The sequence below is a fragment of the Luteimonas sp. S4-F44 genome, assembly GCF_022637415.1.
Classification (GTDB): domain Bacteria; phylum Pseudomonadota; class Gammaproteobacteria; order Xanthomonadales; family Xanthomonadaceae; genus Luteimonas.
This window is the reverse complement of record NZ_CP093340.1, coordinates 2,885,089-2,910,420: the sequence shown is the minus strand read 5'-3', so window position 1 is coordinate 2,910,420 and position 25,332 is coordinate 2,885,089. Positions and strand designations below refer to the sequence as shown.

Annotated in this window: 23 protein-coding genes; 11 read left to right on the top strand and 12 right to left on the bottom strand. The window is 68.8% G+C overall.

Features of this window, described 5'->3' with window-relative positions; translation table 11 throughout:
* Positions 1–23 precede the first annotated feature (23 nt).
* Both MNO14_RS13175 and MNO14_RS13170 read right to left on the bottom strand, forming a co-directional pair.
* Positions 24–1,433 (bottom strand): mannose-1-phosphate guanylyltransferase/mannose-6-phosphate isomerase, encoded by a 1,410-nt coding sequence (locus MNO14_RS13175; protein ID WP_241944172.1) that lies wholly within the window; start codon positions 1,431–1,433, stop codon positions 24–26.
* A gap of 8 nt (positions 1,434–1,441) precedes the next feature.
* A complete protein-coding gene (locus MNO14_RS13170; RefSeq protein ID WP_241944171.1) occupies positions 1,442–2,797 on the bottom strand; it encodes a phosphomannomutase in 1,356 nt (451 codons plus the stop codon).
* 111 nt (positions 2,798–2,908) lie between these two features.
* Between MNO14_RS13170 and MNO14_RS13165 the strand changes: the two genes are divergently transcribed.
* Positions 2,909–3,643: a CoA transferase subunit A gene (locus tag MNO14_RS13165; RefSeq protein ID WP_241944170.1), complete on the top strand. Its 735-nt coding sequence runs from the start codon at positions 2,909–2,911 to the stop codon at positions 3,641–3,643.
* Position 3,644: 1 nt separating this feature from the next.
* Positions 3,645–4,280 (top strand): CoA transferase subunit B, encoded by a 636-nt coding sequence (locus MNO14_RS13160; RefSeq protein ID WP_241944169.1) that lies wholly within the window; start codon positions 3,645–3,647, stop codon positions 4,278–4,280.
* Positions 4,281–4,289: 9 nt separating this feature from the next.
* On the opposite strand, the gene MNO14_RS13155 is transcribed toward MNO14_RS13160, so the two are convergent.
* The gene (locus tag MNO14_RS13155) at positions 4,290–7,139 is read right to left on the bottom strand and encodes a rhamnan synthesis F family protein (RefSeq protein ID WP_241944168.1); all 2,850 of its coding nucleotides are present in this window, start codon (positions 7,137–7,139) and stop codon (positions 4,290–4,292) included.
* 85 nt (positions 7,140–7,224) lie between these two features.
* Here MNO14_RS13155 and MNO14_RS13150 point away from each other — a divergent pair, with 85 nt between their 5' ends.
* The gene (locus tag MNO14_RS13150) at positions 7,225–7,821 is read left to right on the top strand and encodes an alpha-ketoglutarate-dependent dioxygenase AlkB (RefSeq protein WP_241944167.1); all 597 of its coding nucleotides are present in this window, start codon (positions 7,225–7,227) and stop codon (positions 7,819–7,821) included.
* Positions 7,822–7,855: 34 nt separating this feature from the next.
* Here MNO14_RS13150 and MNO14_RS13145 read toward each other — a convergent pair whose 3' ends face one another.
* From MNO14_RS13145 to MNO14_RS13130, 4 genes are read right to left on the bottom strand one after another with little or no spacing between them, the layout of a single operon-like run.
* The gene (locus MNO14_RS13145; protein ID WP_241944166.1) at positions 7,856–8,542 is read right to left on the bottom strand and encodes an ABC-type transport auxiliary lipoprotein family protein; all 687 of its coding nucleotides are present in this window, start codon (positions 8,540–8,542) and stop codon (positions 7,856–7,858) included.
* Entirely contained in the window at positions 8,539–9,465 is a 927-nt protein-coding gene (locus MNO14_RS13140; RefSeq protein ID WP_241944165.1) for an MlaD family protein, read from the bottom strand. Before MNO14_RS13140 ends, MNO14_RS13145 begins: the two co-directional genes overlap by 4 nt.
* A 6-nt stretch (positions 9,466–9,471) precedes the next feature.
* Positions 9,472–10,362: an ABC transporter ATP-binding protein gene (locus MNO14_RS13135; protein WP_241944164.1), complete on the bottom strand. Its 891-nt coding sequence runs from the start codon at positions 10,360–10,362 to the stop codon at positions 9,472–9,474.
* Between the two features lie 7 nt (positions 10,363–10,369).
* Positions 10,370–11,479, bottom strand: a complete 1,110-nt coding sequence (locus tag MNO14_RS13130; RefSeq protein WP_241944163.1) for an ABC transporter permease — start codon at positions 11,477–11,479, stop codon at positions 10,370–10,372.
* Between the two features lie 112 nt (positions 11,480–11,591).
* On the opposite strand from MNO14_RS13130, the gene MNO14_RS13125 reads away from it, so the two are divergent.
* The gene (locus tag MNO14_RS13125) at positions 11,592–12,848 is read left to right on the top strand and encodes a threonine/serine exporter family protein (protein WP_241944162.1); all 1,257 of its coding nucleotides are present in this window, start codon (positions 11,592–11,594) and stop codon (positions 12,846–12,848) included.
* Positions 12,849–13,054: 206 nt separating this feature from the next.
* On the opposite strand, the gene MNO14_RS13120 is transcribed toward MNO14_RS13125, so the two are convergent.
* The 3 genes from MNO14_RS13120 to MNO14_RS13110 form a co-directional block, all read right to left on the bottom strand.
* Positions 13,055–13,417, bottom strand: a complete 363-nt coding sequence (locus tag MNO14_RS13120; protein WP_241944161.1) for an H-NS histone family protein — start codon at positions 13,415–13,417, stop codon at positions 13,055–13,057.
* Between the two features lie 166 nt (positions 13,418–13,583).
* Positions 13,584–15,278: a proline--tRNA ligase gene (locus MNO14_RS13115; RefSeq protein ID WP_241946343.1), complete on the bottom strand. Its 1,695-nt coding sequence runs from the start codon at positions 15,276–15,278 to the stop codon at positions 13,584–13,586.
* A gap of 64 nt (positions 15,279–15,342) precedes the next feature.
* The gene (locus MNO14_RS13110) at positions 15,343–15,753 is read right to left on the bottom strand and encodes a DUF4124 domain-containing protein (RefSeq protein ID WP_241944160.1); all 411 of its coding nucleotides are present in this window, start codon (positions 15,751–15,753) and stop codon (positions 15,343–15,345) included.
* Between the two features lie 110 nt (positions 15,754–15,863).
* Between MNO14_RS13110 and pssA the strand changes: the two genes are divergently transcribed.
* The 4 genes from pssA (at position 15,864) to MNO14_RS13090 (ending at position 18,222) form a co-directional block, all read left to right on the top strand.
* Positions 15,864–16,634 carry a CDP-diacylglycerol--serine O-phosphatidyltransferase gene (gene pssA, locus MNO14_RS13105; protein ID WP_241944159.1) on the top strand — a complete coding sequence of 257 codons (771 nt, stop codon included), beginning with the start codon at positions 15,864–15,866 and terminating at the stop codon, positions 16,632–16,634.
* Positions 16,631–16,885, top strand: a complete 255-nt coding sequence (locus MNO14_RS13100) for a hypothetical protein (RefSeq protein WP_241944158.1) — start codon at positions 16,631–16,633, stop codon at positions 16,883–16,885. The genes pssA and MNO14_RS13100 overlap by 4 nt, the downstream gene beginning before the upstream one ends.
* A gap of 1 nt (position 16,886) precedes the next feature.
* Positions 16,887–17,375, top strand: coding sequence for a ribosomal protein S18-alanine N-acetyltransferase (rimI, locus tag MNO14_RS13095; protein ID WP_241944157.1), 489 nt, complete (start codon positions 16,887–16,889; stop codon positions 17,373–17,375).
* A gap of 67 nt (positions 17,376–17,442) precedes the next feature.
* Entirely contained in the window at positions 17,443–18,222 is a 780-nt protein-coding gene (locus tag MNO14_RS13090) for an NYN domain-containing protein (RefSeq protein ID WP_343226396.1), read from the top strand.
* Positions 18,223–18,262: 40 nt separating this feature from the next.
* Here the strand turns inward: MNO14_RS13090 and MNO14_RS13085 are convergent, their stop codons facing one another.
* Positions 18,263–20,497 carry a primosomal protein N' gene (locus MNO14_RS13085; RefSeq protein ID WP_241944156.1) on the bottom strand — a complete coding sequence of 745 codons (2,235 nt, stop codon included), beginning with the start codon at positions 20,495–20,497 and terminating at the stop codon, positions 18,263–18,265.
* A 586-nt stretch (positions 20,498–21,083) separates the two neighbouring features.
* On the opposite strand from MNO14_RS13085, the gene MNO14_RS13080 reads away from it, so the two are divergent.
* A complete protein-coding gene (locus MNO14_RS13080) occupies positions 21,084–21,980 on the top strand; it encodes a sigma-70 region 4 domain-containing protein (RefSeq protein ID WP_241944155.1) in 897 nt (298 codons plus the stop codon).
* Entirely contained in the window at positions 21,967–22,596 is a 630-nt protein-coding gene (locus tag MNO14_RS13075) for a DUF3106 domain-containing protein (RefSeq protein WP_241944154.1), read from the top strand. Before MNO14_RS13080 ends, MNO14_RS13075 begins: the two co-directional genes overlap by 14 nt.
* Before the next feature lie 12 nt (positions 22,597–22,608).
* Here MNO14_RS13075 and MNO14_RS13070 read toward each other — a convergent pair whose 3' ends face one another.
* Complete coding sequence (locus MNO14_RS13070) at positions 22,609–23,724, bottom strand: DUF3667 domain-containing protein (RefSeq protein WP_241944153.1); 1,116 nt, start codon at positions 23,722–23,724, stop codon at positions 22,609–22,611.
* Between the two features lie 196 nt (positions 23,725–23,920).
* Here MNO14_RS13070 and MNO14_RS13065 point away from each other — a divergent pair, with 196 nt between their 5' ends.
* Positions 23,921–25,300 (top strand): MATE family efflux transporter, encoded by a 1,380-nt coding sequence (locus MNO14_RS13065; RefSeq protein ID WP_241944152.1) that lies wholly within the window; start codon positions 23,921–23,923, stop codon positions 25,298–25,300.
* Positions 25,301–25,332: the final 32 nt, after the last annotated feature.

Sequence of the window (25,332 nt, the reverse complement as noted above, 5' to 3'; positions counted from 1 at the left end):
GCAGGCCGAGCGACGGGGCCGACTCAAGCGCGGCCGTAGGTGTCCTCGAAGCGCACGATGTCGTCTTCGCCCAGATAGCTGCCCGACTGCACCTCGATCAGCTCCAGCGGCAGCTTGCCTGGGTTGCGCAGACGGTGGGTCACGCCGAGCGGAATGTAGGTGCTCTGGTTCTCGCTCAGCAGCAGCACATCGTCGCCGCGCGTGACCTCAGCGGTGCCGCTGACGACGATCCAGTGCTCGGCGCGGTGGTGGTGCATCTGCAGACTCAGCGTCGCGCCGGGCTTGACGGTGATGCGTTTGACCTGGAAGCGCGCGCCGTTGTCGATGGAGTCGTAGGCGCCCCACGGCCGGTAGACCTTGCGGTGCCAGCTCGCCTGCGGCAGTTTGCGCGCCTTGAGTTCGGCGACGACGTCCTTGACCTGCTGGATGCGGTCGCTGCGCCCGACGAGGATCGCGTCATCGGTCTCGACGACGATCGTGTCCTCCAGGCCAATCATCGCGATCAGGCGGCTGCCGTGTGCGTAGGTATTGCGGCAGTCGATCGCCACGACATCGCCGTGGTGCGCATTGCCGTCTGCGTCCTGGGGACTGACCTCGCGCAGGGACGCCCATGAGCCGACATCGCTCCATCCGGCGTCGAGCGGCATGACCACTGCGGCGTCGGTCTTTTCCATGACCGCGTAATCAATCGAATCGGATGGGCTGGCGGCGAACGCGTCGGGATCGAGACGGGTGAAGTCCGCATCCTTGCGCGCGCGTTCCCACGCAGTGCGTACCGCCGACAGAATGTCGGGTGCGTGCCGTCCGAGTTCCTCCAGATAGCGGTCCGCGCGGAACAGGAACATGCCGCTGTTCCAGTAATACTGTCCCGAGGCCACATAGTGTTGGGCCGTTGTCAGGTCCGGCTTCTCGATGAAGCATTCGACTGGAAGGACCGCATCCTCACTTGTCCCGGCCTTGATGTAGCCGTAGCCGGTCTCGGGGGTATGGGGCACCACGCCGAAGGTGACGAGCTTACCGGACGCTGCGGCCGGCAGCGCGGTGCGGACCGCTGCGAGGAATGCGTCCGGACGTTGGATCACGTGATCCGATGGCAGCACCAGCAACACGGCATCGGGCGTGGCGTGCGCCGCCTCGAGCGCTGCCACGGCGATGGCGGGCGCCGTGTTACGGCCCACAGGTTCGAGCAGGATCGTGTCCGGGCGGGCATCGACCTGCTGGAGCTGCTCGGCGACGATGAAGCGATGCTCTTCATTGGCGACGATCAGCGGCCTCTGTTCCCCTGCAAGCGGGGCGACCCGTTGCCATGTCGCCTGCAACATCGTGTGTTCGCCCACCAGCGGCAAGAACTGCTTGGGATACATCTCGCGCGACAGCGGCCACAGCCGTGTGCCGGACCCGCCGGATAGGAGTACCGGAATGATCGCGGTCATCTCGATCCTCAGACGTTTGGAGACAGCAGTTGCGAGAGTTCCCGCGTCCGCGCCTCGAGCAATGCGCGGTCGCCGCGGGTCTCGACATTGAGCCGCAGCAGGGGTTCGGTATTGGAACTGCGCAGATTGAAGCGCCAGTTGCCGAAGTCGGCGCTGATGCCGTCAGTGTGGTCGAGCGCCGGCGACTGCGCGGCGTAGTGCGCCATCACGCGCTCGACGGCGGCCTTGGCATCGGCGACGCGGAAGTTGATCTCGCCGCTGCAGGGAAACTTCGCCACACGCGCGGCGACGAGATCACCGAGCGTGCGGCCGCTCTTGGAGACCAGTTCGGCGATCAGCAGCCACGGGATCATGCCCGAGTCGGCGTAGGCGAACTCGCGGAAGTAATGGTGGGCACTCATCTCGCCGCCGTAGACCGCATCTTCGGCGCGCATCTTCTCCTTGATGAAGGCATGCCCGCTCTTGCACAGCACCGGGACGCCGCCGGCGGCCTCGACCTGTTCGACGGTGTTCCAGACCAGGCGCGGGTCGTGCACGACCTTGCCGCCTGGCTGTTTGGCCAGGATCGCCTGTGCCAGCAACCCGACCAGGTAATAGCCTTCGATGAACGTGCCGCTCTCGTCGAAAAAGAAGCAGCGGTCGAAGTCGCCGTCCCAGGCGATGCCAAAGTCCGCGCTGTGCGCGCGTACCGCATCGGCGGTCGCTTGGCGGTTCTCGGGCAGCAGCGGGTTCGGGATGCCGTTGGGGAAGCGGCCATCGGCTTCGTGGAAGACGCGCACGAACTCGAACGGCAGGTGCGGGGCGAGCAGGTCCACGATCGCACCGGCGCCGCCATTGCCCGCATTGACCACCAGCTTGAGGGGGCGCAGCGCGGCCGCATCGACGTAACCGAGCAGATGCGCGATGTATTCGGACTTGTCCGTGTAGGTGCGTTCGCTGCCCGGATCGGCCACCGGCGGCGGCAGGTTGCCCGCCTCCACCGCGTCGCTGATCGCGAACAAGCCAGTATCGGAACTGATCGGCCGCGCCTGCTGCCGGACCAATTTCATCCCGTTGTAGTCCATCGGGTTATGGCTGGCGGTCACCATGACCCCACCGGCCGCACCGAGTCGGTCGACCTGAAAGTAGACCTCCTCGGTCCCGCCCACGCCGATATCCACCACCTCGCGGCCCTGGCTGCGCAGCCCTTCCGACAGCGCGGTCTGCAACGCCGGGCTGGTCAGGCGCACGTCGCGGCCCAGCACCACGGCCCCCGGATCGAGCTGGGCGGCCAGCGCAACGCCGATGTCGCGGGCCAGCGCCGGGTTGAGTTCGTCGGGCACGCGACCGCGCAAGTCGTAGGCCTTGAAAGCGGGCAGGGGCATGGCGCATCCATGGGGAAAGGGGGGAACGCCGATTCTATCGCGCGCGTCGACTGACCGGCGGCAAGGCGCGCTGCCGGCTAGAATGGGACGAGTTGCGCCACGAGGATCGAGATGAGCGAGCAGAGTTCCGCCGCGCCCCGCCGCGGCAAGCTGTACCCCGATGCGGCGTCGGCGCTGGCCGGCGTCGTCGCCGACGGGCAGACCCTCGCGGTCGGCGGCTTCGGCCTGTGCGGCATCCCCGAGGCGCTGATCGCCGCCCTGCGTGACTCGGGCGTGACCGGGCTGACGGCGATCTCCAACAACGCCGGCGTCGACGGCTTCGGCTTGGGACAGCTGCTGCAGACCCGGCAGATCCGCAAGATGATTTCGTCCTACGTCGGGGAGAATAAGGAGTTCGAGCGCCAGTATCTGGGCGGCGAACTGGAGCTGGAGTTCAACCCGCAGGGCACGCTGGCCGAGCGCCTTCGTGCCGGCGGCGCCGGTATCCCGGCGTTCTTCACCGCCACCGGCTACGGCACCATCGTCGCCGAGGGCAAGGAAACGCGCGAGTTCGACGGCCGCCACTATGTGCTCGAGACCGCACTGGTTGCCGACGTGGCGCTGGTCAAGGCGTGGAAGGCCGACAAGGCCGGCAATCTCGTGTTTCGCAAGACCGCGCGCAATTTCAATCCGGCCTGTGCGATGGCCGGCAAGGTCTGCGTGGCCGAGGTTGAGGAACTGGTCGAGACCGGCGATATCGATCCCGACCAAGTGCACCTGCCGGGGATCTACGTCGACCGTATCGTCGTCAACGCGACCTCGGAGAAGCGCATCGAGCAACGCACCGTACGGCAGGAGGGGAACTGAGATGGCCTGGACCCGCGACCAGATGGCGGCGCGCGCCGCCCGTGAGCTCACCGACGGCGCCTACGTCAATCTCGGTATCGGCCTGCCGACGCTGGTGGCCAACCACATTCCCGACGGTGTCGACGTCTGGTTGCAGTCCGAGAACGGGCTGCTGGGCATCGGCCCATTTCCGACCGAAGACGAACTGGACGCCGACCTGATCAACGCCGGCAAGCAGACCGTGACTGCACGCCCGGGCGCCAGTTACTTCGGCAGCCACGACTCGTTCGCGATGATCCGCGGCGGTCACATCGACCTTGCGATCCTCGGCGCGATGCAGGTCACCGATCGCGGCGACCTCGCCAACTGGATGGTGCCCGGCAAGATGGTCAAGGGCATGGGCGGCGCGATGGATCTGGTCGCCGGCGTCAAGCGCGTGGTCGTGCTGATGGAGCACGTCGCCAAGGACGGGGGCCACAAGATCCTGCCCGAATGCACGCTGCCGCTGACCGGTGTTGGCGTGGTCGATCGCATCATCACCGACCTGGCGGTGTTCGACGTCACGCCCGATGGGTTGGTCTTGGTCGAGATGGCCGACGGCGTGGACGCGCAGTCGCTCGAAGCCAAGACCGGCGTCGCGTTCGCCACCGTCGATTGAGGCGCCAGTTCATCCGGCGGGTACGGCGCCCCGGCCGGTGAAGGCGTCATCGACGGTCAGGCTGGCGAGCCAGGGGGCCTGCCAGCGTCCTCGCCCAACGCAGTCGAGCGGGATCTGTACGGCCTCCGGATCGAACGCCAGTTCGTCGACGAGAGGGCCGGCCGCAGCCAGCGCGGTCTCGACGAAAGCCAGCGCACCGGCATGGACCTCGGCCACGATCGACCACTGCGAAGCGGGCGGTGCGGCCGTCGCGTAGAGCGGCTGGGGCATGACGTCGGTGCCGGGGGAAAAGCCGGTGAATTGCGCGTACGGCGCGGTGAGCAGGCTTTCCAGCAGCAGGTCATGTTTCAGGATCAGCGAGTCCGCTTCGCCTTCGCGTGCATCGTGGTAGCGCGCGATAGCGTCGCCGACGCCTGCCAGGACCGAGGACGCGCGTGCATCGAGCGCGAAGTAGGCGCCATCGATTGGCCTTTCCAGTACGCGCCCCAGATGGCGCTGGATCGTGCCGGCGTAGCCCAGGTCCGCCACCATGAGGCTGCCGTCGTCGCCATTGCCGAGCAGGCCGCGTGTGTAACGCCGGTAGCTCGCGCGCTGCTCCGCTGCCAGCGAGAGCAGCCCATCGAGCGCTGGCGCGAGCATGTCCACTGCGTCGCTGCTCATCTCCGGAAGAAACAGCTCGCCATTCCAGAGCGACGCAGGGACGTGGGTGCGAAGCCGTTCGGCGGCCGCCGTGCCAAGGCGCGCCTCGACCAGGGCCGAAAGCGTGCCGTTGAAAGTGCCGCCCAGTACCGCTTGGAGATCGTCTATCGATCGCAGCGCCGCGATGCCGGTCGCCTGCCGGGAGGCGAGAAAGTAGTGGCCTTGTGGCGCGGTGCCGGGCCACGCAGCGGCCAGGTGCGTGTAGGCCTGCGCCAACAGGTACCCCTCGCGGCTCAGGAACAGCAGATGCGACGTCCCCCGCTCGCGTGCGGACCGCAGCAACCATGTCAGGTAGTCGAGTATCAGCGGTCCGATGGCAACGAACCCGAGTGCCCGGGGGGCAAGGGCGACCCCGCCCAGGTAGGCCTTTGGATCGATATCTACGTGCGCCGAGACATGGTTGGCGATCAACCCGAGTCGGAGTTGCTCTCCCCATGACGCCGACGCCGGCGCGCGCAGCGGGCGCAAGCCGGGGATCACGTCCAGCAGGGCGCCGGGGCGCAGGACGTGGACCGGGGTCAGCAGGCCCTGCCAATGCGGTTGCTGGACATCCGAATGCTCGTTGTCGCCAATATGCAACCAGTTCGCGACACTGGCGCCTTCGGCAGCGAGCGTCGTCCACGCGCTGCCGTCATCCTTGCGTGCCCCGGTTTCGCACGAGACCCGCCAGGTATCGGGCAACCGAGCGACCTCCTCAGGCAGCACCTGCTGCAGAGTGGCTGTATCCAGGTACATGTCCGACAGCGCGATCACCCGCTTGCCTTGGCGGTGCAGCGTGTCGACAGCGTCGACGGTCGCAGTGCGGGCGGTCAGCAGCCGACGCTCGGTTTCGATCTCCAATGCCTGAAGGGCGGCCACCGGAGCGAGCGGGTCGAGCGCCGACAAGGCGGCATAGATCTCGTCCAAGCGGGGATCGCGTCGAGCGGCGTGGCGTGCGCGGGCTTCGGCGCGCTCGCGCAGCGCCATGAAGTCGATGACGCCCAGCGTCCGCTGCGCCAGACGGTCCAGGTAGCGTCGCGCCCCGGCGGGCGTCAGGAATGGACGTTGTACCAATGTGTCGAATATGTCGACAGAAACGAGCGACGCATCAAATGCAGACGCTTGGATGCGCTCGCGCACCGATGCTTGCAGGTAGGTCGTCCAGTTTCGCTCGCCTTCGAGCGACAGTGCCAGCGCGCCGCTGCGAGGCAAGATGCCTACGTGATGGCCGGAGGCGCGGACCACCGCGACGAACAACCGTTCGATGGCGTGCTGAAGGGTGCCGTCGAGTTGCCCGCGTTCCTCGGGGAAGTCCTCGACGCGCAGGCCGAGTTCAAGCAGCGGGCGGATTGCGTCGACGCGCGCCCAGAACATCGAGCCTGCCGGCATATCGATGTAGGCGTGGGGCGCCACGGTGATGCCAAGCCGCGTCGCCAGTGCTTGAGCTGGTACCACATTTCCCAGCCAAGTGTGGCCCCACAGCGGCACCGACGCGTGGCTCTCGGGATAGATCATGCCGAGTCTCGGATCCGCGGCAAACATCCCCAGCTGCCAGGCGATCCTGTCGGCGTCGCCGAAGAGCGCGGCGACCAGATACGATCTCCAGTTCGCTTGACTGCCGCCAGAGTGCAGGGACTTTTTCGTATGCAGATGAGCGACCAGATCCAGGGCCAGGATCCGCTCACGGAAGGCCGCTACCAATGGGGCGATGTCCCGGCCACGATTGGGAACCCGCACGATCTCCAGGTCGCGCGCCATCGGCACGGTCGAGAACACGGCGCGCACGTGGTCTTCGGCGTCGGCGTCGGTGATCGAGACCATGAGTACGAAGGATGTCGGCATCCGTCGCAGCGCGATCGCAAGTTCTTCCGCGAGGTCCGGATAGAAAACATGCACCATCACGCCGATCCGCAGGGACACGTCCGCAAGCGGCAGCGGGGCGGGAAACGCGTGATCGCAGATCGCGACCCCCGCTTCGCTCGGCATGGTGCTTGCGAAGCGTAGTCGGGTGAGCAGGGCGGTCGGCCCGATCGCCCAGGCCATTCGCCAGGCCCGGTATGCCAAGGCGACAACGCCGCGAACGCCACCGCCACGAACCTCGATCGCTCTGCCGATCGCCTGCGCAAGCGCATCGATCCGATTCAGCGAGGCTGGCAGATGGGGACGGTCGGACTTGGGCATGGGGGACAGGGTGGGCGAGGCGACGATTGTCGCGGCTTCGGGCGATGAGCGGCAAATGCGCGGGCGTGTACGGCATGATGCAGGAATGCGACCACTCTCCGCGCTTCCTGGCGCCGACCTCGCCTTCGATCCGGACTGGCTGCCCGCGACCGAGGCCGACGCGCTGTTCACGGCGCTGCAGGCCCGGTTGCCGTGGACGACGCATCGCCTGCGCATTTTCGGGCGGCAGGTCGATGCGCCGCGGCTGAGCTGCTGGATCGGGGATCCGGGGGCGACCTATCGCTACTCGGGGGCGCGGTTCGAGCCGTTGCCGTGGCCGGCCGCGCTCGGCGCGGTGCGCGAGCGCGTGGCGAAGGCCGCCGGGACGCCCTTCGACAGTGTGCTGGCCAATCTCTACCGCGACGGCCGCGACGCGATGGGCTGGCACAGCGACGACGAGCCCGAGCTCGGGCCGCGGCCGGTGATTGCGTCGCTGAGCTTGGGGGCGACCCGCCGCTTTGTGCTCAAGGCGCGCGACGTGCCATCCGGACAACTGCCGGCGCGGTTCGCGCTGGAACTGACGCACGGCAGCCTGCTGGTGATGCGTGGCGACACGCAGGCCCACTATCGGCATGCCTTGCCCAGAACTGCGCGGCCGGTCGGGCCGCGCATCAATCTCACGTTCCGGCGCGTGCTGCGCTGATCCGATGGCCGCCGACCCGCGCGGTCGTCGACGATCAGCGCGGTGGGACGACGGTGCCGTTGTGGTGGCTGGCCTCGTGGGCATTGCCCGACGTCAGGATCCAGCCGACCATCTCGCCGCCGATGCCCTGCAACGCGGTGCCGAATGCGTCGACGACCTGCGCGACGTCGGTGCCGCTGGCGGGGATCGCGGCCAGGAATGTGCGCGAGTCGACCACGGTCTGGTCGATGTTGTGGATCAGCTTGGCATTGGCCTCGATTGTCGCCGACGGCATCACGTTGCCGGCGTAATCGGCCTCGAAGCGCCGCAGGTCGATGACCAGCTTGTAGTCGGCGGTGATGCCCGCGCCCTGGCGTGCGACGGCCGGGATCCGGCCCGAGTCCTCGAGCGTGCGCAGCACCACGTCCTGCAGCATGTCGGTGGGGGTCTTGGCCCAGCTCGCGCTGCGGTAGACCTGCAGCTCGCTGGGCGTCGGCCGCACCGCGATGCGGAAGCTGTCGATCATGCGCGCGGCAGTCGGCGGGCTCAGAGTCAGCTGCCAGTCGGCGTGCGGCCACTGCGCCACAGTCTGCACGCGCGGATCCGGGGCGTAGATCGTCGAGCGCTCGCGGTCGCCGGCATTGCCGCCGAGCAGCGACGAACAGGCGCCGAGCAAGGCGACCAGCATCAGGCCGGTCGACGCGCGTGCGACATCGCGGGTCGCGGTCGAGGAGAGTTTCATTCCGGGTCGAACTCCTTCGGGGCGTCGCGGCCGAGCAGGTAGCGCGCGGGATTGGCGTCGAGACGGTCGCTGATGCGGCGCAGGTCGCGGACCAGCGAACGCAGTTCGCCCAGCGTCGGACCCAACTGGGACAGGCCGTCGTTGGCGAAGCTGCTGATCGCGGCGCGGTTCTCGTTGAGGATCGTATCGGCGCCGCCGGCTGCGGAGTCGAGCCGAGTCAGGGTGCTGTCGAGCCGCGCGACGAGGTCGGGCAGCTTCTGCACCAGTTCGCGATCGAAGCTGGTCATCGCGCGGTTGGTCGTGGTCAGGGTCTGCTCGAGCTGTTCGCTGGCGCGGCGGGCGTTGACGATCATCGCGCCCAGATCCTCGCGCTGGCCCGCGACGGCGCCCGTCATGCTCTCGATGTTCGCCAGCGTCTGCGAGATGTGTGCGACGTTCTCTTCGCTCAGCACTTGGTCGAGCCGTTCCACCAACCGGTTGGCGGTGTCGGAAATGTTCTGCAACGCCGAGGCCTCGGTCTGGATCACCGGCACGTCGTCGCCATCGGAGACTGTGAGCAACGCTGCGTCCGGCGAGCCGCCGGTGAGCTGAATGATCGGCGAGCCGGTCAGGCTGGTCATCGACATCCGGGCCCGGGTGTCGGTCTTCACCGGCGCGTTGGCCTGGATGCGCAGGCGTGCGATGACCTGCCGCGGGTCCTCCGGCGCCAACTGCAGGTTGTCGACCGTGCCGACGGCGATGCCGTTGTACTGCACGCTGCTGCCTTCGGTCAGGCCGGTCACCGGCTCGCGGAAGACGACGTCGAACTCGTTCCAACTTCGGTCGGACGAGTACTTGGCGGCCCACAGCGCGAAGCCGAGCAAGGCGATCGTCGCCACGAGCGTGAACGCGCCGATCAGGACATAGTTGGCTCTGGTTTCCATGGTCGTCTATTGGGCTCCCGGCGCGTTGGCCCTGGCATCGCGTGCGGCACGGCCGCGAGGGCCGTGGAAGTAATCCTGAATCCATGGGTGGTCGACCCGTTCGATCTCCTCGACCGGAGCGACCGCGATGACCCGCTTGTCCGCCAGGACGGCAATCCGGTCACAGATAGCGTAGAGCGTGTCGAGGTCGTGTGTGATGAGAAAGACGGTCAACCCCAGCGCTTCCTGCAGGGTGCGGATCAGGCGGTCGAATGCGGCCGCGCCGATCGGGTCCAGGCCCGCCGTGGGCTCGTCGAGGAACAGCAGCGGCGGGTCGAGCGCCAGTGCGCGCGCCAGGCCGGCCCGCTTGCGCATGCCGCCGGAGAGCTGGGAGGGCAGCTTGCCGACCGCGTCTGCCGGCAGGCCGGCGAGCTTGACCTTCAGCAGCGCCAGCTCATAGCGCAGCTTGTCGGGCAGGCCATCGTGGTGTTCCTTCAACGGCACCTCCACGTTCTCGCCGACGGTCAGCGACGAGAACAGGGCGCCGTCCTGAAACAGCACGCCGGTGTGGCGCTCGATATGGCTGCGGCTTTCGGGGTCGCGCGACAGCGCGTCGGCGCCCAGGACCTCGATGCTGCCCGCCTGCGGCGCGCGCAGGCCGAGGATCGCGCGCATCAGCACCGACTTGCCGGTGCCCGAACCGCCGACCACGCCCAGGATCTCGCCGCGACGCACGTCCAGGTCCAGGTCCTCGTGCACGACCTGCTCGCCGAAGCGGTTGACCAGCCCACGTACGCGGATGGCGATGTCGCCGTCGTCGCTGTCGTGATCGGCGGGCTGCGACGGGCGATCGGGCACAACGTTGCCGTCCCGCGTGTCGGGCGGGCTCGTCTGCGCCTGCTCTGCCGAATCACCCATCACGATGTCACCACCCCATGTGCATGAACCAGATCGCGGCGAATGCATCAAGCACGATGACCAGCGAAATGGACTGGACCACACTGGAGGTCGTACGTTCGCCCACCGACTGCGCGGTGCCTTCGACCTGCAGGCCCTCCAAGCAGCCAATCAGGCCGATGACGATGGCAAACAGCGGGGCCTTGGACATGCCGACCAGGAAATGCCGCAGCTCCATCTGTTCGTGCATGCGCGACAGGTAGGCCTGCGGCGGGATATCGAGACTGAAGGCGCCGACCGACAGGCCGCCGATCAGGCCCGCGACCATCGCGATGAAGGTCAGCAGCGGCAGCATCGCCATCAGAGCGAGCACCCGCGGAATGACCAGCAGGTCGACCGGGTCCAGCCCCAGGGTCCGGATCGCATCGACCTCCTCGCGACCGACCATCGCACCGATCTGCGCGGTGAACGCGCTCGCGGTCCGCCCGGCGAGCAGGATCGCGGTCAACAGCACGCCGAACTCGCGCAAGAACGCGATCGACACCAGTTCGACGACGAAGATCGTCATACCGAAATCGGCCAGCACCGATGCGCCCAGGAACGCGATCACCGCGCCGACCATGAACGACAGCAAGGCCACCAGCGGCACCGCGTCCAGCCCGACCTGCTCCATGTGATGCACGGTGGAGGTGATCCGCAGCCTGCGCGGCGAGGCGGCCAGACGGACGAGCTTGACCAGCAGTTCGCCCAGGAAGTTCACCAGCGACACGATCCCGCGCCAATTGCCGTGCATCGTGTAGCCGAGCCGGCCGAGCGCTGCGGCGAAGCCGTACTCACGCTTGCGCGGCGGACGGTCGTCGGCCACTTCGTCGATCGCTTCGACCAGCGCGCGATGGTCCTGCCGGAATTGGAATGCGGCGAAATCGAGCTGTCGCTTGCTGGCGTAATGCCGCAGTTGTAGCACCCCGACCGAGTCGAGCCGGTCCACGCCGGTCGCATCGATGTCCGCGGCGTCGTCGGCCTCGCGCAGCACCCGCTCGATCGCGCCCGCATGGTCGAGCGTCCAATCGCCGCGCAGCCGCAGCCGGCCGGCATCGTCGGCGTCTGCGCTGGGCGTGGCGTTTGAGGAGGCGGTCATTTAAGGAATGTGTGGCCGGGGGCAGGGCAAACAGCGATGAGAATACCGAAAATCCATGTGACGCCGGGCATCACGCATCGCGGTGCCCGCGCGCCCATGCCATGCTGTGTCGATGTCCACGACGACCGCCTCGCTGACCTCCGCCAGCTACGCCGCCCGCATCGCCTTCGTGGTCGAGCTTGCCGAGCATCTGCACGCCTACGGCACGACCGCCCAGCGCCTGGAAGGCGCGGTGATCGCGGTGACCCAGCGGCTGGGCATCGAATGCGAGCCCTGGGTCAATCCTACCGGCATGATCCTGACGTTCAGCGATCCCTTGCGTCCGCCCGGCGACAGCGACACCACCCGCGTGATCCGGATGCCACCGGGCGAAGTGAATCTGTACAAGCTGTGCGAGACCGACCGGATCGCCGAGCAGGTGATGGCCGGTGGCATGGACCTGGCCGAGGGGCATGCCGCGCTGCGTGCGCTCGACCAGCGTCAGCCGAGCCGGGCAGGCAAAGCGCTGCACGTGCTCGGGTTCGCACTGGTGGCCACCGGTGTGGCCGGGCTGTGGCGGCTACCCTGGCCCGACATTGCCACCGCCGGCACGATCGGCCTGCTGATCGGCCTGCTCGATCTGGTGACCCGCAACGGGACCCGGCTCAAGGAGGCCGGCGATGCGCTGGCCGGCATGCTCGCCGGCTTCGTCGCCATCGTCGTGTCGGCGTTCCTGACCCCGCTCAATCTCAACACGGTCATCATCGCCTCGCTGATCGTGATGCTGCCGGGTATGGCACTGACCAACGCGATCAATGAGCTCACCAGTCAGCATCTGGTGTCGGGCACCGCGCGGTTCGCCGGCGCCATCACCACGGTGCTCAAGCTGACCATCGGCACGGTGATCGCGTTGGCGCTGGCGCAGTTGCTCGGCGTCTCGCCGAATGTGCGCGCGCTGCGGCCGCAGCCCGACTGGGTGGAATGGGGCGCGCTGGTGGTTGCCGCATGTGCATTCGCCATCCTGTTCCGCGCAGGCAAGCGCGACGTGCTGGTGGTCATGGCCGCAGCGGCTTCGGGGTACCTGATCTCGCGCTGGGTCGGGGCGGCGCTGGGGCCGGAGATCGGTCTGTTTGTCGCAGCCCTGGTGATCACGGCGGCCGGCAACGGCTATGCGCGCTGGGCTGACCGCCCGGGTGCGGTGATCCGGGTGCCCGGCATCATCATGCTGGTGCCGGGCAGCAACAGCCTGCGTGGTCTGATGAACCTGATGCAGCAGCAGGACGTTGCCGCTGGCCAGGAGGCTGCGATGTTGGTGATGAATATCGTGATGGCGCTGATCGCCGGCCTGATCTTCGGCAACGTGCTGCTGCCCGCGCGCAAGAACTTGTGAGGTCGGGCGCGGACGTGGCGAAGGCGCCGGTGTGTGCGCCCGTGATTGTCGTGGCGGGGCGGTCGGTCGTCGAGCTTCGGCGTTTCGAGAGCCCTGGTAGAGGGAGACGTGTAATGTGAATGGGCGCAGCTGCGAGGCGTGGGCCGGGTGAACTAAAAGAAAAAAGGCGCCAACGGCGCCTTTTCTCGTTTCGACATTAGCCCCGATTACTTGATCAGGAACTCTTCGAGCTTCTTGCCCTTCTTGATCTGGGCGGCCAGCCACAGGGGCTGCTTGCCACGACCGGTCCAGGTCTCGGCCTTGTTGGCGGGGTTACGATACTTCGGCGGCACCTTGCCCAGCTTGCGGCCCTTGGCAGGCCCGGTGCGGCCGGCCCTGGCGGGCGCTGCGGCGCCGCCGGTCCCGAACAACTCGGCGACGCTGTATCCCTCGGCGGCGGCCAGATCGGTGAGCTTCTTGCGGACGGTGGCCAGCGGCTTGCGCTTCTTGAGCGTGGTCTTGCGCTCCTTGGCCTGGGCAATCAGCGCATCGAGTTGCTGCGGGGAAAATGCATTGAGATCAAACGCCATGTGTACGGCTCCGGCTGGTTAATGGGGGTGACCAGTCCTTTGGCATGGCGGGCATCATAATCGGGATTATCCCAGGAAACAAATCACCGCCGCACCCGGCGTAGTCGCCGAGTGCACTGTGGGTGGGTGAGGGATTAAACGGCCCTGTGAAGGGCACGAGGAAACTTCAGCCGCGAAGCCTGGAGAACAGCGATTCGCGGTCGAGATTCTCTGCATCCGCTGACGTACGCGCACGATATTCGTAGGTGCCCGAGGCCAGCCCGCGGCCCGACACCACCACGCGATGCGGCACGCCGATCAATTCGATATCGGCAAACATCGCGCCGGGCCGCAGCCCCCGGTCGTCGAGCACGGTCTCGATGCCGGCCGCCAGCAGTTCCCGGTACAGCGCCTCGGCCGCCTCGGCGACGTGGGTTTCGTTCTTGGGGTTGATCACGCAGACCGCGACCTGCCACGGTGCCATCGCCGCCGGCCAGATGATGCCGTTGTCGTCGTGATTCTGTTCGATCGCCGCGGCCACCACGCGCGATACGCCGATGCCGTAACAGCCCATGCATGGCACCACCGCCTTGCCGGCGGCATCGAGCACTTTGAAATCCATCGCTTCGGCGTATTTGCGGCCCAACTGGAAAACGTGGCCTACCTCGATGCCGCGTGCCATGCGCAGCTCGCCGCCATCCTCGGCGCGGTCGCCGGCAACCACGTCGCGAATGTCGGCGACGACGTCCGGCTCGGGCAGGTCGCGGCCCCAATTGACGCCCGCAAGATGCCAGCCGGCCTCGTTCGCGCCGAATACGATGTCGGCCATCGCGGCGACTTCGAGGTCGGCCACGACCCGGATTGGTCGGCGCGGGGCGACTGGACCCAGGAAACCCGGCTCGCTGCCCAGGTAATCGGCGATCTCCGCCTCGCTCGCCAGCCGGTAATCGGCCAGGCCCTGGACCTTGGCGAGCTTGATCTCGTTGACGGCGTGGTCGCCGCGTACAAGCGCGAGCACGAACTGCTCGCCAGCCATCAGCGCAATCGATTTTGCGGTGCGGGCCAACGCGATACCGAGCAGTGCGGCCACGTCCTCGCAGGTCTTCTGGGTGGGCGTCTCCACCCGGCGCAACGTCTCGCTGGGCGCCGGCCGCGCGCCCGGCGCGGCAGCGCGGGCGGCTTCGACGTTGGCGGCATAATCGGACGCGGTGGAAAACACCAGCGTGTCCTCGCCCGATTCGGCCAGCACATGGAATTCCTGCGAAGCGTCGCCGCCGATCGCGCCCGAGTCGGCCTGCACCGCACGAAAGTCCAAGCCCAGCCGTGTGAATATCCGGGTATAGGCGGCGTGCATCTTCTGATAGGAGGCCGCCATGCCCGCCTCGTCGATGTCGAACGAGTAGGCATCCTTCATGACGAACTCGCGCGAGCGCATCACGCCGAAACGCGGGCGGATCTCGTCGCGGAATTTCGTCTGGATCTGGTAGAAATTCAACGGCAATTGCTTGTAGCTGGCCAACTCGCCGCGGGCGAAATCGGTGATCACTTCTTCGGCGGTCGGCGCATAGCAGTACTCCTGCTCCTTGCGGTCCTTCATCTTCAGCAACTGCGGGCCGAACTTCTGCCAGCGGTCGCTTTCCTCCCACAGCTCGCGCGGCTGGATGGTCGGCATCAGCAACTCGATCGCGCCGGCGGCGTCCATCTCCTCGCGCACGATCGCTTCCACCTTGCGCAGCACGCGCAGGCCCAGCGGCGACCAGAGATAGATCCCCGCGCCCAGCTTGCGCAACATGCCGGCCTTGAGCATCAGCTTGTGGCTGATGAGCTCGGCGTCGGCGGGGGTTTCCTTTTCGGTACGGAGGTGGAACTGCGACAGGCGCATCGGCGGCATCTGGGTCGGGATCGGACCGGGCATTGTGCCACGCGGCCCTGCGGCTTCGTGGCGGTCAGCGGCAGTAGGCGCGCAACGCGGCGCGGGCGAGCGCCAACTGGTCGATACGCTCGGCAGGCGAGAGCTCGCGCAACTGGCCGTCGTCGCCGGCCTGGCGGACCGGTGCGTCGGTTTCGAGCGCCGCGACGCTGTCTTTCGCCAGGGCGCACTGCGCCTGGAGGCTGCCGGCATCGGGGGCTGGCGTGGTCGTCGGCACCGGGACCACGGGAGTCTCGCCGGACGGATTGCGCGTCCCGGTCTCGGCAGCGTCCTGGCGGACGGTCCGCAGCTGGTAGCGCACGCCCGACGGAGGCGGGGTCTGGGAGTAATGGGTGACGCCCGCCGCGTCCTTCCAGGTATAGACATCCCCGGCCCAGGCAGTGCAGATCGGCAGCACGAGGCAGAGCAAGGTGAGGGCACGGCGCATGGCGGGGGCTCCAGGAGCCGGGCAGGGACGGGCGCGATTCCAGCACCCCGGAGCCTGGCACGCAACCGTTGCGCCAACGGCCGCGGCCGTCCAGGCGCTACACTTGTGCGATGAGCGAGATCGACCCCACACCGCGCCGCGGCCGCGGTATCTACCTGCTGCCGAATCTATTCACCACCGGCGGACTGTTCGCCGGCTTCTTCGCGATCATCGCCGCGTCCCAGGGCCGGTTCACGGCCGCGTGCCTGGCGATCTTCGTGGCCGCGATCCTCGACGGCATTGATGGGCGCGTCGCGCGACTCACCAATACTCAGAGCGAGTTCGGCGTCCAGTACGACTCGCTGGCCGATCTGATCAGTTTCGGGATGGCGCCGGCAATGGTGATGTACCACTGGGCGCTGTTGTCGCTGCGGCTCGACGGGCCGACGCTGGGCAAGATCGGCTGGCTGGGCGCGTTCCTCTACGCCGCCTGCGCGGCGCTGCGACTGGCGCGCTTCAACAGCCAGGTCGCGACGGTCGACAAGCGCTACTTCGTCGGACTCGCGAGCCCGGCCGCGGCCGGTTTGATGGCCAGTTTCGTCTGGACCTGCCACGAGCTGGAGTTCAGCGGCGACGACCTGCGCTTCGTCGCGCTCGGGGTGACCGTCGTGGCGGCGCTGCTGATGGTCAGCCGCATCCGTTACACCAGCTTCAAGGGCAGCGGCCGTGGTCCGCGCTCGGACCGGGTGCCGTTCGTGGCGCTGGTGGTCGCGGTCGGCATCCTGATCGCGCTGTGGGTGGATCCGCCCAAGACGTTGCTCGCCGCATCGCTGTTGTACGCGTTGTCGGGCCCGGTGCTGTGGTGCCTGCGGCGGCGGGGCGCCGTGGGAGCGACGCCATGACCTGGGATGCGCTGCAGTGCGCCGCGCTCGATGCACTCGGGCATGTGCGCTACCGCGCACAGTTGCCTGGGCAGACGCTGCCCGACGATGCGCTGCTCGACGCCTTGCTGCGCGCGGCTGGCCGCAGTCGCGATGCCGAAGACGCGTTCGCGATCTATCGCAGCCTGGGCGAGCTGCGGGCGCTGCGCGACGCGCAGGCCAAGCGCGCGCTGTGGCCGACCCTGCGGCGATTGCGCGCGCGCGTGGGCTGACATGGACGCGCCGATCGACATGCCCAGGCCGCGCGCCGTCGCAGCGACGCTGCGGCCGATGCGCGAGGACGACCTGGATGCGGTGATGGCGGTCGAACTGCGCGCCTACCCGTTTCCGTGGACCCGCGGCATTTTCGAAGATTGTCTGCGCGCGGGCTATCCGGCCTGGGTGCTGCACGCCGACGGGGAGATCCTGGGCTACGGCGTGCTCAGCATCGCGGCCGGCGAGGCGCACGTGCTCAATGTCTGCGTCGATCTCCATGTTCAGGGCCGCGGGCTGGGGCGGCGGCTGTTCCGCGCGCTGGTGGACACCGCGCGCCGCCACGGCGCCCAGCGGGTATTCCTGGAAGTGCGCCCGTCCAATCCGCATGCGATCGCGCTTTATCACGACGAGGGCTTCAACGAGATCGGCCGTCGCCCGCGCTACTACCCCGCGCAGCACGGACGCGAAGACGCGATCGTGATGGCACGCGAACTGTTCGAGCCCTGATGGCGCGGCGTTGGCGCCGGATCGGGCAGACTGGTCGCCCACGCACCGCACCCACAGGAGCCAGGCCATGCACGGCCCCAGGATCGACGACGAGAAACGCATCGCGCTGTTGATCGATGCCGACAACGCCCCCGCCTCCAAGATCGATGTGATCCTGGCCGAGATCGCCCGGCACGGTGTGGCCAACGTCCGCCGCGCCTACGGCAACTGGAAAAGCCAGCATCTGTCGGGATGGGAGAAGGTGCTGCACGAGTACGCGATCCGTCCGATCCAGCAGTTCGCCTACAGCACCGGCAAGAATGCCTCGGACATGGCGATGGTCATCGATGCGATGGACCTGATGTACGCGCGCAATCTCGATGGCTTCGCGATCGTGTCGAGCGATGCCGACTTCACGCCGCTGGTGATGCGTCTGCGCAACGACGGCTACGGGGTCTACGGCTTCGGCCAGGAGAAAACACCGGCGCCGTTCGTCAAGGCCTGTTCGACGTTCCTGTACCTGGAACAGCTGCGTGCCCTCGACGAGCCCGACCATGCCGGCACCGGCAAGCCGCGGACGTCGGCCGAACTGCAGGCCGATCGCGAACTCGTGCAGTTGCTGCGCAACGCGGTCGCTGCCGCCGCTGACGATGCCGGCTGGTCGCACCTGGGCGCGGTCGGCAGTCATGTGCGCAACCAGGGCTCGTTCGATGCGCGCAACTATGGCTACCGCAATCTCAGCGCGTTGATCGACGCCGTCGGCCTGTTCGAGGTCCGACGCGACGGCCAGGCCGTGGAGATCCGCGAGGCGCCGAAGTCGAAGCCGAAGCCGAGAGGCCGCAGCCGTCGAGGCACTTCGACGGACTGAGTGAGCGCATCGGCGCGCCGCGCCTCCCGAATGCGCAGGCTCAGTACAGATCCACCGGGTCGATATCCAGCGACCAGCGGGTCCGGCGCGCTTCGGCAAGCGCGTGGATCGCCGGCAACGTCGCCTCGAGTACGCCGTGCAGGCGCGCGCGGTGGTCGGCGGCCAGCAGCAATTGCGCGCGATAGGTGCCTGCGCGTCTGGGCATGGGGGCGGCGACCGGCCCGTCGAGCGACAGCGTCGGTGCGCCGTTCGCGTCGCGGCCGATGTGGGCGGCGAGCAACGCGCGGGCCGCTTGCAGGAAGGCCATCGGCGGCTGCGCGTGCGGCGACTCGGCCCGCAGCAGCGCCAAGGGCACGAACGGCGGGAAGCCGGCCGCCTGGCGCTGGTCGAGCTCTTCGGCGGCGAAGGCGTGGTAGCCGCCGTGGACCAGTGTCTGTAACAGCGCATGGTCGGGGTGGTGGGTCTGCAGCAGCACCTGCCCAGCTTTGTCTGCGCGGCCGGCACGGCCGGCGACCTGGATCAGCAACTGCGCCAGTTTCTCACCGGCGCGGAAATCGGCCGAGAACAGACCTTCGTCGACCCCGACCACGCAGACCAGGGTCAGGTTCGGCAGGTCGTGGCCCTTGGCGAGCATCTGCGTGCCGATCAGGATGCCCGGGCGCGTGTCCAATTCGGCGAACAAGCGTTCGAGCGCATCGCGCCGCCGGGTGCTGCCGCGGTCGATGCGCAGCACCGGCACGTCCGCAAAGCGCGCGGCCAACAGTTCCTCCAGCCGTTCGGTGCCGATGCCCTGCGGCTGCAGGCCCAGGCTGGCGCAGTCGGGGCAGGCCGGCGGTGCGCTCTGCCGGTGGCCGCAATGGTGACACTGCAGCCGGCGGCCGCCGGCGTGCACGGTCATCGGATGGCCGTGTTCGGGGGTGCTGCAGCGCGGGCAGTGCGCGCTCCAGCCGCAGTCGTGGCACAGCAGCACCGGGGCGTAGCCGCGGCGGTTCTTGAACACCAGGACCTGGCCGCCGGCCTCGAGCGCGCTGCGGATCGCGACGAGCAGTTCGGGCGACAGGCCGGCTTCGAGCGGGCGCTTGCGGACATCCAGCACGCGGACCGTCGGCGGGCGCGCGCCGCCGGCGCGTTGCGCCAGTCGCAGGTGCCGGTAGCGTCCGGCCACGGCGTTGTGCAGCGACTCGAGCGACGGCGTGGCGCTGCCCAGCAACACCGGCACACCGAGCGCCTTGCCGCGCACCAGGGCGAAATCGCGGGCGTGGTAGCGGATGCCGTCCTGCTGCTTGTAACTGCCGTCGTGCTCTTCGTCCACGACGATCAGGCCAGCCTCGGGCAGAGGCACGAATACCGCCGAGCGGGTGCCCACGATCACGCGCGCCTCGCCGCGCCAGGCGGCGGCCCAGACCCGGGCGCGCTCGCTGTCGCCCAGGCCCGAATGCAGCGCATGCACCGGCACGCCCAGGCGGGCGCGAAAGCGGGCCAGCGTCTGCGGGGTCAGGCCGATCTCGGGCACCAGCACCAAGGCCTGGCGTCCGCGTGCCAGGCAGTGCGCGATGGCCTGCAGGTAGACCTCGGTCTTGCCGCTGCCGGTCACGCCGTCGAGCAGCAGCGCGGCGAACCCATCGGTGGCGGTTACCGCGTCGATCGCGGCGCATTGCTCGGGGTTCGGGGCGGGCCCGGCCTGCGGGGCCGGTGCGAGGCTGGACGCGGCGATGGCGATGCGCTCGACCAGGCCCCGCTGCGCGAGTGTGCGGGCCGCGCTGCGCCATTCGGATAGCAGCAGGTCCAGCGCGTCCTCGTCGCGCGGCGCGGCCTGCAGCAGCTCGGCCAATCGGCGCGGGCGGGCGCCCGGCTTCAGGCCCGCTGCCGCCGTCTGGCCGGCCTCGGTCAGGTGCCAGGCCCAGGCATGAGTCTCGGGCAGCGGGTCGCCGCGTCGCAGCGCCGCGGGCAGGGCGGTGGCCAGCACCTCGCCCAGCGGGGCGTGGGTGTAACGCGAGAGCCAGCGCAGCGATGCGTCGAGCTCGCCCGCCAGCAGGGGCGCGTCATCGAGCAGGGCGAAGGCCTCGCGCAGTTGCGGGGCATCGCCCGCCGGTGGCCCCACCTCGGCCACCACACCCACGAGCTCGCGCGGGCCGAACGGCACCCGCACGCGTCGGCCGACATGCGCGGGCGTGGCGGGATCGCCACCGACCGGTGGCCGATAGTCGAACAATCGCGGCAGCGGCACGGGCAGCGCGACGCGGAACACCGTGGGGAGGCAGGCAGGGGCGGACACCGGCGCAGTCTAGGCGTTGCGCGATGTCCACGGCAGGTCCGGCGGCCGCGCGACGTTACCTTGCGGGGATGCGGCGGCGGCGCGCGGCGTCAGTGCGATCGTGCAACGCTGTCGCGGCGTTTGCGCGCCGAAGTTGCGGACACATTCACGTTTTCGCTGCAAGTGACGGATTGGAAAAGAAATCCGGCTTATCCACACCGCCTGTGGATAAGGCTGTGCATGAACGGATTGAACCCCCCTCGTAGCCGGGATTCAGTGCGGTGGCTGTTCGGTTGGACAAAAAAGTGCCAAATCTCACTTCTTATTTCAAATCAATGGCTTGGCCGTGAAACATTTCGGTCATCAAGCGCGGGACGCCGCTTGACTTCAGTCAAATGACAGGTTCGTGAGTCCTGTGCACAACATCGGCGTGCATCCGGCGCCTGTGGAAAGCGCAATCCCGCCTGTCAAGATTCGCCTGCATCCGCGCGGCCGCTATGATGCCCGGCCCGAACCGTCCTTCCCGATGCGTCCGTCTCCGTCGTCCGTTCCTGGCAACCCACCGGCCGCTGCCGCATTTCTGCGTGGCGTAGAGCGACGCGCGGCGATGTTCGCGCAGTGGCAATGCGGCGACCTGGACAGCGGCGATGCGGCCGTCGCCGCGACGATGGCCGAGTTCGTGCGCGGCGCCACCACGGTGCCGTTCGCCGACTGGCCGCGTCGCTTCTGGTCCTTGCTGCTGGCCGCGCCGGCGTTGCGCGCGCCCCGTGCGGGCGGGCGCGATGGATTGCCGGCGCTGGACCGCCTGCCGAGTGGTCCGCGCGTTGTCGTGCTGTTGCGGTTGGCGGCCGGTCTGCCCGAACACGAGGCGGCTGCGGTGCTCGGCGTATCGCGGGCGACCTATCGGCTCGGCTTGCAGCGGGCCTTGCCGCGAGGCGAAGACGGCAATGCCGATGTCGCGGCATGGCGCGCGCTGGCCGCGGACGTTCAGTCCGGCATCCGGACGCTGCCGCCCGACCGTCTGGCACGGCTGGCCGCGCTGCGCGAGGCAGCGCTGCGCGGGCGCGCATCGACGCTGCGGCGCCATCCGGTGGCGCGCGGCGAGGTCGAGGCGCCGCCGCTCGAAACGCAGCCTTCGAGGCGTCGCCCCGGTTGGTTGTGGTCGGCGATGGGCACAGTGGCCGTGGCGACGGTGCTCGCGCTGGCCGCCACTTGGAGCGGGTCGTGGCGCGGTGGGCTGGCCGAGGAGGAGATCCGGATCGAGGCGCTGGCCGACAGCGCCCCGGCGGCGCGCTACGACGCGCAGGCCGCGCTGTTGACCGAACGGGACTTCGAACTGCTGCTGGCCCAGGACGAGGGCGCTGCCTGGCAAGCGGACCCGGCGTTCTTCGCCTGGTTGGCGGCGCAGCGCGAGCTTCCGCAGGACAGCACGGCGGACACGCATCTGCAGCCTGTCCAGGCCGACGACGATGGCGAACCGGAGACCAGCGATGCGGAGCTGTGAACGCGTGTTGCGTCTGCTGGGCGCGCCGTTGCTGCTGCTGGCCGGCGGCGTGTCGGCGTTGCCGCCGGCGTTGCCGCTTGACCGGCTTCCCGACGTCGACCGGGCCCGGTTGACCGAGCGGGCCGCGCGGCTGGCCACGATGTCGGCCGCCGAGCGCGAGGCGCTATTGGCACGGCAAGCAGCCTGGGCCGCGCTTCCCGCTGCCGAGCGCGCCCGCCGGCGCCTGGCATTCGAGGCGGCGGCCGACCTGCCCGACGCTGAGCGCGCACGGCTGCAGCGGGCGGCCGCCTACTTCGACAGCTTGCCCGAAGACGCGCAGCAAGCGCTGCGCGTGCGCTTCGAGCAGGTGGACCTTGGCCTGCGCCGGGGGTGGTTGCTCGGCCCGACCCTCGGGGCGATGTGGCCACGGTTGCATCCCCTGTTCGCGGCGATGCCCGAAGCCCAGCGTGCGCCTGCGATCGCGGCATTGCGGGCGGCGTCGCCCCAGGCGCTGGACGATCTGGCGTTGCTGGCCCAGCGCACGCCGCCGCAGGATCGCGATGCCCTGCGGCGGCAGTGGCTCGCGGTGCCGGCGCCCGAACGCGACGCCTGGTTGCGCGCTCGCGCGTCGCCCTGAGCGTCCCGGCACTCAGGCCGCGTACAGCGCATAGCCAGCCATCGGAATCGCGACGCTCATGAACAGCACGACGTACAGTTGGCCGATCGCCGCGAACTTGACCAGCGTCCAGGGCCACGACTGGCCATAGACGCGTTTCTGCATCGCCAGCAGGTACAGCGGCAGCGCGCACAGCAGCAGCGTCTGTGCCCAGCCCAGCGCACGTGCCGCCCAGCCGACATGTGCGAGCCAGCTGCTGGCGAGGGCGCAGCAGAACACCAGCAGCAGGCCGAGCATCAGCGCCGCGTGGCTGTAGAGCGCGATGACGACGTGCTCGAGGTACAGCCGGCGCTGGAACAGATAGGCCAGCTTGAGCAGCAGCGCGAACAGCGGGACCAGGATGAACAGCGTCGTCGGCGCGGCCCCCAGCAGCGCACGGCTGAAGGCACCGGGGTCGTCGCGCATGCGCACGAGGTTGCGTTCGATGCGTTCGCCCAGCGGCCCGCCGATCGTCGGCGGTACCGGCCTGCGGGCGACAGGCGTCGTGCCGGGGTCCCCAACATCGTCCTCGGCCGCGCTGTCCGCGGGGGCAGCGCCCGCGCCCGCGCGCCCGTTCAATGCATCAATGCGCGCCTGCGCCTGTTGCCGGAGCAGCGCTTCGGCGCTGTCGAGCTGCGGGCGGACGCCGGGGATCGCGCCGGTCACGCGACGGGTCTCGTCCAGGTCGGCCAGCACGTCGTCACGGACCTGGACCACCTCGGCGACCGTCGTCGCCGCAGCAATGCGTCCGTGCGTCTCGCGGTCGAGACTGTCTGCTGCGATGTCGAACGTCGCGCCGTCGACGAGGAACTTGGCCACGAAGAACGTCAGCAGCGTGAGGATCACGAACAGCCGCATCGGCGCGACATAGCGCACGCGCTGTCCGGCCAGGTAGCGCGTCGCGATGCGGCCCGGGACCAGCAGGTCGCGCAGGGTCCGGAAGATGCGGCCATCGAGATGCCAGAACGACTCGAACACCTCCTCGATCGCATGGCTGGCGTGGCGGACGGGGCTGTGGATGAACTGGCCGCAGCGGTGGCAGAACGCGCCTTGCAGCGCGGTCGCGCAGTTCTCGCAGGCGGCGGGCGCCGGATCATCGGCATGGGACATGGCAAGCACCGGTTTGTGTAGCGGCGGACGATATGCACGACAGGGAGGCGCGCGCCGCGATTCCGCGTCAGCCCGCCGGCCGATGGCCGTTCCCCCGGGATCCGCGCGATACCCGTAAAATAGCGGGCTTGCGCGCCCCGGCGCCAGCGCACGCATCGGTTTCGTACGCGCGGCCGCAGTCGCCAGAGTCGGTCCTATGTCCTCCCCGCCCGTCCTCCCGCGCTTCGGCCACGAAGTGCGCCGTACCGCCTTCCTTGCCGCGCCCCTGGTCGCCGGCCACGTCGCCACCGGCCTGATCGGCTTCGTCGATTCGGTCATCGCCGGCCACCACGGCACCAACACGCTGGCCGCTGTCGCGGTCGGCACGGCGATCTTCTGGCTGCCGCTGATGGTGCCCATGGGCACCTTGATGGCAGTGCCGCCATCGGTGTCGCAGCTCGACGGCGAAGGCCGCCATGCCGAGGTCGGGCCGCTGTTCCGGCAGGCCCTGTGGCTGGCCGCAGGCCTGGGCGCGCTGCTGCTCGTCTTGCTGACGCTGTTGGCCAACGCGCTGGGGCCGCTCGGCATCGCGCCGGACATCGTGCCTGGCGCGACCGCGTTCCTGCACGGCATCCGCTGGGGCGTGCCGGCGCTGACACTGTACTTCTGCATGCGTTATCTGAGCGACGGCATCCACTGGACGCTGCCGACGATGCTGTTCGGCTTCGGCGGGCTGGTGGTGCTGGTACCGACTGGCTACGCACTGGCGTTCGGCTGGGGGCCGTTTCCCGAACGCGGCGCCGGTGGCCTGGGCCTGGCCTCGGCGATCATGATGTGGCTGCAGGCGCTGGGCTTTGCGACCTATCTCGCGGTCTCAAAGCGCTTCGCCTGCTATGCGCTGTTCTCCCAGTTCGATCCGCCGCGCTGGTCGACGATCGGTCCGTTGTTGCGGACCGGGCTGCCGATCGGGGTCACAGTGACGATGGAAGGCAGCCTGTTCGTGGTGACCGCGCTGTTGATCGGCCGGCTTGGCGAGATCGAGGCCGCCGCGCACCAGATCGCCATCAATGTCGCCGCCCTGTGCTTCATGGTGCCGTTCGGGCTGGCCGAGGCGACGACGGTGCGCGTGGGCAACGCGATTGGTCGCGGCCTCGGCAGCGCCGGCGTGCGCCGCGCCGGATTCGCAGGGCTGGCACTGGTGCTGGCGACCCAGACCCTGTCCGGCATCGCACTGCTGCTGGGCCACGACCACGTGGTCCGCGCCTATACCCAGGATGCCGCAGTCGCGTCGCTGGCTGGCGCGCTGCTGCTCTACGCTGCGGCGTTCCAGTTCCCCGACGGCATCCAGGCGCTGTCGGCCGGCGCGCTGCGCGGGCTCAAGGACACCCGGGTGCCGATGTTCCTGGCCGCAGCAGCCTATTGGGGCGTGGGCATGACCTTGGGCGCGGGCCTGGGCCTTGGCCTGGGCTGGGGGCCGAAGGGCATGTGGATCGGACTGATCGCCGGCCTGTCGGTGGCGGCCCTGCTGCTGGGTGGCCGATTCCTGCGCACCAGCCGGCGCGTGACGACGCCGTTGGCGGATCAGCTGTCACAGTGACCACCGGCGCATGCATTCGGCCGGCCGGCCGG